This is a genomic window from Acidicapsa borealis, from assembly GCF_059115245.1.
Genome location: NZ_JCACNY010000001.1, coordinates 416,943 through 429,009 on the forward strand (window position 1 = coordinate 416,943; position 12,067 = coordinate 429,009).

At 56.3% G+C, this 12,067-nt stretch carries 10 protein-coding genes; 3 read left to right on the top strand and 7 right to left on the bottom strand.

Features of this window, described 5'->3' with window-relative positions; all coding sequences use genetic code 11:
- Positions 1 to 219 precede the first annotated feature (219 nt).
- Complete coding sequence (locus tag AC5S27_RS01620) at positions 220 to 2,187, top strand: winged helix-turn-helix domain-containing protein (protein ID WP_493932838.1); 1,968 nt, start codon at positions 220 to 222, stop codon at positions 2,185 to 2,187.
- A gap of 58 nt (positions 2,188 to 2,245) precedes the next feature.
- Here the strand turns inward: AC5S27_RS01620 and AC5S27_RS01625 are convergent, their stop codons facing one another.
- A complete protein-coding gene (locus AC5S27_RS01625; protein ID WP_493932839.1) occupies positions 2,246 to 3,337 on the bottom strand; it encodes an alpha/beta fold hydrolase in 1,092 nt (363 codons plus the stop codon).
- An 84-nt stretch (positions 3,338 to 3,421) separates the two neighbouring features.
- Between AC5S27_RS01625 and AC5S27_RS01630 the strand changes: the two genes are divergently transcribed.
- The gene (locus AC5S27_RS01630; protein WP_493932840.1) at positions 3,422 to 4,573 is read left to right on the top strand and encodes an NADH:flavin oxidoreductase/NADH oxidase; all 1,152 of its coding nucleotides are present in this window, start codon (positions 3,422 to 3,424) and stop codon (positions 4,571 to 4,573) included.
- Positions 4,574 to 4,585: 12 nt separating this feature from the next.
- Complete coding sequence (locus AC5S27_RS01635; protein WP_493932841.1) at positions 4,586 to 5,020, top strand: thioredoxin family protein; 435 nt, start codon at positions 4,586 to 4,588, stop codon at positions 5,018 to 5,020.
- Positions 5,021 to 5,054: 34 nt separating this feature from the next.
- On the opposite strand, the gene AC5S27_RS01640 is transcribed toward AC5S27_RS01635, so the two are convergent.
- The 6 genes from AC5S27_RS01640 to AC5S27_RS01665 are packed head-to-tail and all read right to left on the bottom strand — an operon-like array spanning position 5,055 to position 11,884.
- Positions 5,055 to 5,921 (bottom strand): ABC transporter permease, encoded by an 867-nt coding sequence (locus AC5S27_RS01640; protein WP_493932842.1) that lies wholly within the window; start codon positions 5,919 to 5,921, stop codon positions 5,055 to 5,057.
- Positions 5,918 to 6,868, bottom strand: a complete 951-nt coding sequence (locus tag AC5S27_RS01645) for an ABC transporter ATP-binding protein (RefSeq protein WP_493932843.1) — start codon at positions 6,866 to 6,868, stop codon at positions 5,918 to 5,920. The genes AC5S27_RS01640 and AC5S27_RS01645 overlap by 4 nt, the downstream gene beginning before the upstream one ends.
- Complete coding sequence (locus AC5S27_RS01650) at positions 6,865 to 7,740, bottom strand: ABC transporter permease (protein ID WP_493932844.1); 876 nt, start codon at positions 7,738 to 7,740, stop codon at positions 6,865 to 6,867. The genes AC5S27_RS01645 and AC5S27_RS01650 overlap by 4 nt, the downstream gene beginning before the upstream one ends.
- Positions 7,727 to 8,668: an ABC transporter ATP-binding protein gene (locus AC5S27_RS01655; RefSeq protein ID WP_493932845.1), complete on the bottom strand. Its 942-nt coding sequence runs from the start codon at positions 8,666 to 8,668 to the stop codon at positions 7,727 to 7,729. Before AC5S27_RS01655 ends, AC5S27_RS01650 begins: the two co-directional genes overlap by 14 nt.
- 40 nt (positions 8,669 to 8,708) lie before the next feature.
- On the bottom strand, positions 8,709 to 11,318 hold the full coding sequence (locus AC5S27_RS01660) for a FecR domain-containing protein (RefSeq protein WP_493932846.1): 2,610 nt from the start codon (positions 11,316 to 11,318) through the stop codon (positions 8,709 to 8,711).
- Positions 11,315 to 11,884: an RNA polymerase sigma factor gene (locus AC5S27_RS01665; protein WP_493932847.1), complete on the bottom strand. Its 570-nt coding sequence runs from the start codon at positions 11,882 to 11,884 to the stop codon at positions 11,315 to 11,317. The genes AC5S27_RS01660 and AC5S27_RS01665 overlap by 4 nt, the downstream gene beginning before the upstream one ends.
- Positions 11,885 to 12,067 lie beyond the last annotated feature (183 nt).

Below are 12,067 nucleotides of genomic sequence, written 5' to 3' on the forward strand. Positions count from 1 at the left end.
AATTCAGATCTGGTTCTGGTCGGTTCGAGACGAGTGAATGAAGCGAATGAGTGCGAATGGCCTTGACTATACGGATATTGAACGGCGAAACAAAACCACGAAAACATCGCGGAAATGTCCGTGATCATCTCTCATTTAATCATTGGTTTACGGCGTCTCTAGGAAATGAAAATAGCTGCGGAAAGTTCGATATGCTGGCGTCGTGTGTAAAGTAAGTCCATGCAACCTCGCGCTCCGATGCGCTATCGATTCGATGTATTCGAGTTCATCGTCTCAACGGGCGAACTGCTCCGGCAGGGACACAGGTTGCGGATGTCGGACCAGCAGGCCCGGCTGCTTATCGCTTTGCTCGAAAAGCACGGAGAGGTGCTCACTCGCCAGGACCTGCGCGAACAGCTCTGGCCAGATGGCGATTATCTCGACCACGATCACGCGATTCGCAACGCCATCAACCAGCTTCGGGCAGTTCTGCGCGACTCGCCGCAAAAGCCCCGCTTCATCGAGACCCTGCCCAAGCGAGGATACCGGTTCGTGGCCAAGGTCGAAGAAATCTTCGCGACCCCAGACCCTGCGACCGAGCCAGTCGCCGTGCAAGCCATTGCACCACTTCCTGCGTCGCCGATCCAGGAACGAGAGCCGGCTCTTGCAGAGACGCATACGGAAATAACTGAAGCAATCGAGTCCCTTCCTCCACAACCCCACTTCTCCAGGAAGAAATCCCTCTGGCTTGCCCTGTCCGTCATCCTCCTGCTGGCAGCCTTCGCAGTCTTCCAATGGACCACCAGGTCGACGCCCAACCATGCTGCACCCGGCGTGATCACCCTCGGCATCGCCCCCATCGAATCCACTGGTAGCGCCGCCGAGCAGCTCGCCGAGCCATTTCGTTCCGAACTGATGGACGCAGCTTCGCAGCTCCCCGGGGTCGAAGTGCGCGCCACTCACTCCTTCCCCGCGGCCACGTCGCTGGGCGACCTGCATGAGCTTGCCCAGAAGCTGCAGTTGGACGCGCTTCTCCTGGGGCGTATCTCGGCTGTTGACGCAAACCACTTTGATTTCGTTTTCGAACTGGTCCGGGGATCGGATACGGTTCACCTGGCATCCATGCACTACAGCGGCACCGCCGCCCAACTTGGCGCCACGCGTGACCACATCCAGCGCGATCTGTTTCTCCATCTGAACTCGGCAGTTCCACGGCGGCTCACGCCAATACACAGCACCGACAATCCGGAAGCCTATGGTGCTTATCTTTCAGGCCGTGCCCAACTGATCCGGCACGATGATGCCGCGATTCATCAGGCGGTAACTGATTTCGAGCAGGCAGTGAAGATCGATCCCACCTTCGCGCAAGCCTACGCAGGCCTCGGCAGCGCCTATCTGCTGGTCGGCGAACATGCCTCGCAGGGGCGTGAAGAGGCTTACAAGGCATCGCACGATGCTGCAACGAAGGCCATCAGCTTGAATCCAAATCTGGGCGAGGCTCACGCCACGCTCGGCTTCCTCGCCTTTCGCCATGACTGGAACGCGGCCGCATCGGAAGTCGAGTTCCGCCGCGCCATCGAGCTTGACCCCAACCAAGCCATGCATCGCATCCTGTACGCCCTGCTACTCTGCAACACCGGCCGTACCGACGCGGCCTTCGAGCAGATCGCCGCCGCTCACGCCGCTGACCCGCTCTGGCCACCGGTCTACATCACCGAAATCTATGTAGCCAGCGCGGCACACCAAAGCGATCACGCGCTCGAAGTAGCGCATACCCTTGTCCAGATGATGCCCACCTGGCCCCTCGCCTACGATCAGAGTGCTTGGGCCTACTGGTACGCCGGCCGTCACGAACAAGCTGTGCAGGAATGGATACGCATGGCCACGCTCGAGCAGGACCAGCCTCGCCTGGCGCTCGAGCAGCACGGACTCGCCATCCTGCACAAGCAAGGAACCGTGGCTTACTCGCGATACAAGCTGGATGCCATCAACCGCAATCAGAAGTGGAACCACCCCAACGACTTTCAGACTGCGGAATGGCAGATTAATGCTGGTATGACCAAGGAAGCACTGGTATCCCTGAAGGAGATGGTAAAGGCGCACGACCCGGAGTCGTTGCAGTTTGCCGCCAGCCCTGCGTATCTGAAGCTCCACGGCGACCCCGAGTTCAATGAACTCCTTAAGCAGGTCGGTTTGCCACAACCTTGAAGCCAAAACTTAGAAGTAGATCGATGTTCTGGTGTGTTCGTTGCTTAGGTTGACCCACTCACTTCTTTTCGGTTTCCCTCATAAATCTAGCGAGTTCGTCCTTCCAGATAGCAGCCATCGTGTGGGTGCCATGGCCGCGCGTAGCTTCGCTGATTGGGATAAGGACGAATCGAGTCCTGTGCATTTTGGGTAGAACCCGGGCGTTGATTAACTGTTCGCCGAGCTCCGGAGGATTGATAAAGTCATCAGCCGAGTTGATCCAAAGTGCAGGCGCCGCGATCGATGACAACTTAGGCTCAGGGTTATAGTTGCGGGAAGCATTGACGTAGTAAATAAGATCGTTCGCGTCCGTGTGCGGAATGGTCCGCGCCATGTAATCGTCGACGAATTTTTCTGCCTGCGCACGCGTGGGATTGTGTATCTGCATCTGCAGGGGCGCGGAGCCCATGACAAGCAGCATCGCTTCGGCGCCGCGTAGCCCTTCGACGGGAGGAGTGATGTACTCGCCATGATTCCAGACGGGATCGTGCTCAATGCTTTCGATAGCGATGTAGCGCGTCATGCGGTTGCGACCGGCAAGCTCAACGGGATAACACGCAAACGGTGCCAGGGCGTCCATGAATTGAGGGTAAGTTTCACCCCACACCCACGACTGCATGCAACCCATCGAAGTGCCAAGAATCAGACGCAGATGGTCAACGTGTAGGCCGTCCGTGAGCATCGTGGATTGCGAGCGAACCATGTCGTCGTAATCGTATTGCGGAAACTTCATATGAAGACCGTCGGAGGGCTTGGAGGAATCTCCGTGTCCGATGTCATCGGGAAGAATCAGGAAGTATTTGGTGATATCGAAGGGCTGGCCGGGGCCGAAGAGCACGTCGGCAAAGAGGGGATTGAGCAGTGTATTTCGGTTGCCACCTGTGCCGTGCAGTAGAAGGATGGCGTTGTCCACGTGACCATCCTGCCCGTGATGCGGCTGGCCGAGCGTCAAATAGTGCAGATTGAGCTGTGGCAGAACCTCACCGCTTCCAAAGCGGAAGTTCTTTACAACATACTCGTGGTCGGCTGCAGCCCATCGAGAAGGTGGAGCCTGACAGCACGCAGTTCCAATCCACGCAAGCAGGGTGCAGAGCAGAGTTGCGACGCGCATGGGATCTCCCTATACTGAAGCCATTCTAGGGGAATCTTAAATCGCGACTCGAACCTTCTTGCTGATTAGCATCATCTATAAAGCATGTCGACTGCGCCGGACCATCTCTTCTCTTCTTATACTCAACGTTCTATCACTTTCCCAAACCGTATCGCAGTCTCTCCCATGTGCCAGTACAGCTATACCGACGGGTTCTCGAACGATTGGCAGTTCGTCCATCTTGGCAGCCGCGCAGTGGGTGGCGCGGGCACGGTTTTCGTCGAGGCGACCGCTGTCAGCCCGGAGGGACGCATCACGCCTGGAGACCTTGGCCTGTGGTCGGATGCGCATATCGCGCCTCTGGCTCGGGTTGCGGCTTTTATTCGAGAACAGGGCGCGGTGCCCGCGATTCAGCTGGCGCATGCAGGCCGCAAGGCGAGCATGGAGAAGCCATGGGCGGACGTACAGCAAGCCATCCCGGTCAGCGAAGGCGGCTGGGAGACGGTAGGGCCATCGGCGAACAAATTCTCTGAAGTGTATTCGACCCCTCAGGCGATGGACCGTGCCGCCATGGATAAAGTCGTCGCTGACTTCGCGGCAACAGCTAAGCGTGCGGCAACGGCGGGATTTCTCGTTGCCGAGGTTCACTGTGCTCATGGATATCTTCTGCATGAATTCCTTTCACCCCTGTCGAATGAGCGTACCGACGAATACGGTGGCGGCCTTGAGAATCGCACCAGATTTCCTCTGGAAGTTGTTCGTGCAGTCCGAGCAAGTTTCCCTGCTGAACTTCCAGTCTGGGTCCGCTTGTCCGTGACGGATTGGGTGGATTCCTCGAGCGAAGTTCCTGGCGGCGGCTTAACTGTTGAGGACTCCATCGCATTCGCCAAACTCCTGAAGGCCGAAGGCATCGACCTGATTGATTGCTCCTCCGGTGGAAATGACCCGCGACAGCAGATCCCCATTGGTGCCGGATACCAGGTTGCGTTTGCGGATCGTATTCGCCGCGAAGCTGATATCCCGACAGGAGCAGTGGGCATGATCACCGCTGCAGAGCAGGCAGACCAGATCATCCGCACCGGGCAGGCGGATTTTGTTCTTCTGGCGCGAGAGCTCCTGCGCGACCCATACTGGCCGCTTCATGCCGCCGAGACTCTTCATAAGCCAGGTGTATGGCCTGTACAGTATGAGCGCGCAGCCCATGGTAAGGTAGAACGTCGCAAACCGTTACCTCAGACAATCAAGTCAAAGCAGTAATCGAGGTCCATCATGCCAGTCATTCGTACGTGTGTTCATTGCCAGCAAAAGAATCGAGTCTCAGCGAAACACCTCAGTGCAACCGGCAAATGCGGCGCCTGCAAGGCGGAGCTGCCGCCGCTGGCCGAGCCGCTCGCGGTCGACTCCGCATCGTTCGAGGATGTCGTGCAAAACGCCACAGTCCCGGTCCTGGTTGACTTCTGGGCAGGCTGGTGCGGCCCATGTCGGACAGCCGCTCCCGAGGTCGCGCGTACCGCTGCCAACATGGCAGGGAAAGCAATTGTTCTCAAGGTCGATACCGAGGCCAACCCGCAGCTTTCGGCGCGGTTTCAGGTGCAGAGCATTCCCAACTTCGTTGTGCTCGCTGGTGGCCGCATCGTGTTTCAGCAGTCGGGACTCGTGGGCCATCAAGAGATGGAGAAATGGCTGCGAGCTGCTGCCGTGTAAAGCTTCTCGCGTATCCTGAACGCACCAGCGCAAATCATTCCGTCGTGTATCGGATCTCCAGGCTCCGAATGCGATAGCAGGAATAGATCAACACAGCTACCGTAAGCGCAATCAGTCCCAGAGTTGCGGCCCACGCGGATACCGGTTCTGTCTCGACCGTAAGCAGCGCGAAAACCCCCTCGGCTGCAACCTTCACCGGCATGAGATGGCGAAGGTACGAGGCTACGCTCAGCTTCTGCAGCAGCGAAGGCAACACTGGATTGATCGCCTCCCAGCCGAGCACCAGCATTGCCGCAGGCGTGGGGTTACGAAACATCATGCTCAGCAGCAGGAACACCGCTCCATAGCCGAGGCAGGCCAGCGTGATGATGGAGAGATAAGCCTCTAACTGGCCAAGCCCTGGACCATTGAATATGTAGTCGCGACCTGCTGCTCCGAAGCCGGCATACATAAGCGCAAAATCGGCAATCATGGCGCTGCCGAACAGCAAAAGAGCACTAATCGATCCAGCCGCGAACTTGGATAGCAGAAGTATCTCGCGCCTCACGGGTGCAAGCAGATAGAAGTGGAGACTTCGCTCGATCATCTCGCCGCGAATCAGGCGCGAGAAGATTCCCAGGCATCCGAAGAAGACGCCGAGACGGATGTAATACAGCTGCACGATGCCTGCCAATATGCTGCCGTCTTCGCTCATTGAATCAAGCGGATGCTTATCAAAGAGGAAGTGAATGAAAATGATCAACGTGGGAATGAACGCGAGAAAATAAATCCAGCTGGCTCGCCACGAGAAGAGATTTCGTCTCACCTCGATTCGAGTCATACGCAGGCCTTGTGTCCACCACAGGCCCCACGGTTGTTGAGCGAGCGTCTTTCCAAGACTGGTTGCGTTCGTCTCTGTCATGATGCTGCTCCGTCGGAACCGATCAGGTATTGGTAAATAGCATTGGCATCATCGTCCGCGGGTGCGACCGCGTCGATCTTGATCAATCCCTCAGCTGCAATGTCATTGAGCATCCTGTAGAACTGATCGACATCTCCGGTACGAAGAAAGACACCCCCACCATCGGCATGGATCCTTGCCTCGACGCAATGGTTGAGGGAAAACATTCTCGAAGCCAGAAGCTCCGGATGATCGCAGCGAATCAGCACCTGCATCGGTTTCTCGCGCACCTCCTGCCGGACCTGATGAATATTTCCTTCAGCGATCAGGTATCCCCCGGTGATCAGAACAACCCGGTCGGAGATACGATCCACCTCATCGAGAATATGGCTCGAAATCAGCAGGTGCATCCCTTGACGGCCAAGCTCTTCAAAGAGCGCGATCGACTCCGCACGCGCCATTGGATCCAGGCCATTCAGTGGCTCGTCAAGAACCAGCACTCGAGGCCTATGGGCGATTGCCTGCGCCAACCGAATCTTCTGCCGCATCCCCTTGCTGTATCCCGCAATGTTTCGGCCCGCGGCATCCCCAAGCTGTACGCGCTCAAGAGCCTCCATCGTCAATTGGAACGCGGCAGGCTCGGGCATGCCGTGCAGCATCAGTCCATCCATCACAAACTGCCATCCGGATATGCCCCGGGGAAAGTAGTCAAACTGTGTGCAATAGCCAACATTGCGAAAGAACTCTGTCGCATCGTCGGGACTCAGCCCCATCACGGAAATCCTGCCGCTGGATGGCTTCACGAGGCCCGTCATCAGGTTCATCAGCGTTGTCTTGCCCGATCCATTGGGTCCGACAAGAGTCGTAATTCCCGGCGGAATCGTAAGCGAAATGCGATTCACCCCGAGCACTTCCCCGTAGAACTTCGAGACGTCATCAAAGATAATTTTGTCGTTGATCGCGCTCATCCCTTCACCACCTCGCGCGCGCGAATCCGTGCATTCAGCATGGTGAGGAAAAGCAGGCAGGCAAGCAGGAGCATTAAGATGATCGACTCCGTCGGCAAGTTGAAATCAGGGGGCAAATTGTCCGGTGCACCCAAGATGCGCCTCCAAAGAAGCGACATCAGGACAGGGAGATTGAGTAGCAGACCCCATTTGGTACGCAGAACCCCACTCACGATCGCCCCAACCCCAGCGGGAACAAACACTGCCGCAAAGATCATTCCTGTGGCCACCACTCGCCACTTCACCCACGAAGAAAGCGCCAGCCCAAGCACAGAGAGAAACGTAATCCAGATGATTGAGCCTGCGAACAGCCCTACACCAATGCGAAGATTCGCAGCGAACCAAGGCACTGGCGACGTATATCCCTCGTAAGCAAAAAGCAGTACAGTGGGAATCCAGGTGATGAGAGAAAGCACCGAGAACAGCGCAATAAACTTACCCAGCACATAACCGACGCGTGTGATCGGATGGCTCAGCAGTATGGGCATCACATTGTCGGCAAGATCAAACGTGATCAAGCGCGGCGCAACCCAGGATGCCATGGCTAATGCTATCCAACCCTGAACCTGCAGCATAATAGAGAAGAAGCCGGCATCAATGGTCAATGCCCGCGCTCCGCCATTTCCCAGCAACGCCCGCGCGATTGGGTTGTTGGCAAAGTAAATGATTACGAGGAAAACAATCGGAGGCAGCAGGCTGAAGACCAGGAGCCCAATCGTGATCTTCGACGACCACGCTTCAGCGAGTCCGTAGCGGGCAAGGACCAGAATGCGCATCCATAGCGGTGTGACTTTGCCAGTATAGGCGCGGTAGTTATGTTTATAGATTGACATTGGCCGGTCGCCCCACTTCATTGTCCATCGCGCGAAGGAAGATATCCTCCAGAGAGTCGCGCCGCTGATGCATACGGCGAATCTGGACTCCCTGCTCCGATGCGATGACATAGAGATCTCGTGCTTCAATATGATCTGGAATGACGAGTTTGATGCGGCCTCCGGGAAACACCGCGCACTCACATCCAAGGCCGCGGATGCTCACAGAAAACTTCTCCGTCGCACCGACAGTTTCGAGCTCCATAAAGCTACGATTTGAACGCCGCTCCTCTTCAATGTTGCAGAGCGCCGCGATGCGCCCACCTTTCAAGATCAGCACTTCGTCACAAACTTCGTCGATGTCGCGCAATAAATGAGAGGAAATCAGCAATCGTACGCTTCCTTCTTTGCGAATCTCCTTGATGAGCTGGATCATGCGCTGGCGTGCCATTGGATCAAGGCCGTTGGTAGGCTCGTCGAGCACCAATAGCCGAGGCCCGTGCGCAAGCGCCTGGGCCAGCTTGATCAGTTGCTTCATGCCCAGTGAATAGCTGTTCACCTTGCGATATCGAACCTCGCCTAGTCCCACGTAGAAGAGCGCTTCGTGAGCTCGCTCCAGCGCCTCTGCTGGAGGCAGACCCGCGAGTTCAGCCATGTAGCGAACAAAGCGCACACCGCTCATATTGCCGATGAACGAATCATTTTCCGGCATGTAGCCAATGGCTCCACGGATCTGCGCCCTGTCTCGATGGACATCCAAGCCAAAAACTCTGGCTGTGCCTTTCAGGGGACGATGAAAACCCAGGAGTGTGTTGATGAGCGTAGACTTACCCGCACCGTTCGGACCAAGCAGGCCAATGGCCTGCCCCTTCAACGTGCCCGTTAGTCCATTGAGCACGGTGCGGTGTCCAAGCCGGACCTCTAACCCATCGAGATCGATTATTCCCATGTCACTCTCTTACGTAGAAAGCTATGCCGTTGTTCCCGGTTTAGTTTACGAATGGGCCAGATTTTGTCGCGCCATGTTTTCCTGGATTGATCAATGCCCCAAGAGTCAAAAAATCGAATCCGAAAAGATGACTATCGCTTGCTACTTCGATGCGATTGTCCTTCCCCCACGCGCATATTGTCGTAGGGCGAGCATCGGACGCGAGCTGCTGAAGAGCCTTGGCCGACTCTCCGCCAAGTTGCGACAGAAGTGGCGTCAGAACTGGACTCAAGTTCTGGTAAGCAACAGCTGAGTAGTTACTGTGATCATCTTTCGGCAACGTAGCTTTGAACGCTGTAGAACGCGCCAGAGAGTCTCCACTCGCATGTGTCCGTATTGCTTCCATCAGTAGTGCGCGGTTGGGAGCAATGATCATATAACCATCTTCAAACGTGTATTGAGCAACAGTGTTACCGGCGGTTAGATCGGTTATGGCATAGAATCGCTGTCCATCCACATCGCTCGGAGCGATGACGATGTTATGAACGTCCTTGCCTTGGGACATATCATGAACTGACTGGATCACCTGCTCGAGCGTATTTTCAAGCCGCTGCGAGTCGCGTACCTCGACAACGGCTTTCCATGAGGGCGTGGGCAGAACTGGTCCATCGAGCGCAAGTAGAAAGTCTCCCCCGAAATTCGCCGCCAGATCATCCCGGAAGCTGATGTGCAGCTTCTGCTCCGCTTCGTTCCAATCATGATTCCCAGAGCTGTTACCCGCAGAGGTCATTGCCATGATGTCGTCTGCAATCGCCTTTGGGTCTTTGGAGAGCAGCGCAACGGCAATTGCAGCATTGGGCGTAACAAAGTCCAGTGAGCCGATCGGAGCAGGAGCCGCAAGCCATGACGCCACGCGCTGCCGTGTTCCGGAGAACTGTAGATTCAAATGGTTCTCAGGCTGTCCGTTCGTCTCTCGATGCTCCGCGATCAAGTAGCGAACGCTCTCCAGGCCGCTTTCATCCAGGACCTTTGCGCCTTTCTTGCCGCTGTGTGCCACCATTACCTGGTCGCCCACCATCTGATGTAAATCCGCAGCAAGGATCACTCCCGCACCACGACCATACGCTGCTGTTATCTGTTGTCCGAAGTCCCCAGAAGCAAATCCACTGGAACCACTGTTCAACTGTGCATTGACCAGCTTTAACGTCGCGATCGAGTTCGAGAAGACCACCTCGTGTTCGCGGACAACACCGTAAGCGCCATCCTTCGTCTTCGATCCATCATCAGCAGTCGCTAGCGTTGTTGTGTCGAACAAAGTGAAGCCGGGTGACGAATTCGAGACAGGGAACTGTTGCCGGAGAAAATCATCCAGGCCACTCTTCTTTACATCCGCAACAATGGCAAAGCCCGGATGCTCGGTTTCCTTTACGCCGAGAATGACTACTTCGTCGCCGATGAACTGGCTCATCTGATGAAGCTTGTCGACCATTGCATCCAGCTCTGCCGTATTCTGTCCCTGCCCATGGCTCCACCACTGCTGAAGTTCCGGGCTCTGGTGTAGTTGATCATGGAAAATCTTGTTCGCATCGCTCAGAAAGTCGCCGAGGTTCGGAATGCTGACATACAGCAAGGTATTCGCCGGCACGCGCTGCAGCAAATCACTGTTATAGCGCGACTGAGGAAAAGGAATCTGTTCGATCTTGTGTTGAAGAATGGCGAATTGCGCCAGCAGCGGCAGGTACTTGTCGCGGTCGTGACTCCAGGCAATCTGCTGAGCCGGTAAAGCGGGCTGCAGGTTGTCGCTTGTCGTCATTTGTCCACCCGCAGGTACAACTGTCTCCACGCCGGCATGCGTCACGTTGACCGAGCCTTCCAGCACCGCCAGTCGCGAACCCTTGATACCAGAGTCAACGGAAAATACGGTGCCCGTAACAGCCGCGCGGCAATCCGGGGTCTTGACATATAGGTGACCAGATGTACGCTTGGCGGCGTCTACGATGACCGCGCCGTTCTCAAGCGAAACGGTTATATTCCGCCCCCGTGCGCCTACGCCCAGGAGGCTTCGCTCATTCACCTCAACCTTCGATCCATCGGAGAGCCGAATGACAGCATGCCCGCCTCCACCCGTCCGCAGGTGATCTCCCTCTCCGAGCTTGTCTCCTGCTGCAAGCTGGCGGTCACCGGCAGCAGAGATCCGATAGGCAAAACCATCGATCGACTCTACCTCTGCACGCACTCCAGGAGGTACCTGCCAGTAAGTCCGGTATACGAAGAATGATCCGGCCAGAAGAGCGAGCGTGGGGGCAAGCGCCCAGCGCATTGCCCAGCCAAATTTGGGACGCCACGCAGATGCACGAGCAGATTCCGGTCTCGACCAATCCAATGTCGTAGAGCCACTCTTGAACTGACGAAGGCAATCGCCGCAATCGCGCATATGCGCTTCAATGACCAACGCCCGAGGTGCGGGAAGAATCCCAGCACGATAAGCCCGGAACAGCTGCTGCACATCATTGCAGTTCTCGATCGTGTCAATTCTCATGACCCCACCCGCTTCCATGCCCAGGCGTTCTGCTACCCGGTTCGCCGAAGCAGCAAGCTGCTCGCCATCCGGATTCGTGGACTGCAGCGCTTCTATCGCCGCGTTCAACCGTGTTTCGTCGTCTCGTGTCATCGTCTTCCCTCTGTCATTTCCCGAAGTCGCTTTTTCAACCTGGACCGTGCATTGTGCAGGGTCACAGCCACAACCGCCTGTGAAGTGCTCATCAATACAGCGATATCGCGATTCCCCAGTTCTTCTACGTACCGCAAGGTGAACATCTCAGCCGCACGCGGAGCCAACTCACCAATCGCCGCGCGGAGCAAATCTCCCAGTTCTTTACTCGAAGCATCTCGCTCAGGCGAACTGCCCTGCCCCACGGAGGCGACGTGCGCAGCATCCTCAATCGGTTCAAGTGCTGCTGCCTTCCTGCGCCGGAGCGTGTCTAGCGCTCCATTGATCGCTGCCCGGTAGAGATAACTGCCGACATTCGCCGGCGGTAGTCCACTCCCAGTTGCGAGACGAAGAAAGACAGCCTGTGCGACATCCTCAGCGTCTGCCATGCTTCCCGTGATGCGGTAGGCGGCAGTGAGTACGCGCCGATGATGCTCGGCAAACAACTGCGAAAGCGTCTCGCCGGATTCTATGAGCGGCATGGTCAGGCTGGCGGCGGCCAATGGTTCACCTTCTTGACTGTTCATAGAGATGACGCCCCGATCAGGAAATTCTTAATCCCAGTCTGAAGAAATACGGCGAAAGCAGCATTATTGTTCAGCAGGGCACGAAATGTTGCAGAAATTGCTGCTGGAGGTTGTTGGAATTGGAAGAGTTAGCTATGTAAACGCAGGACAGAGATTCGCGGAACATAGCTGAGCTTTGCGGGG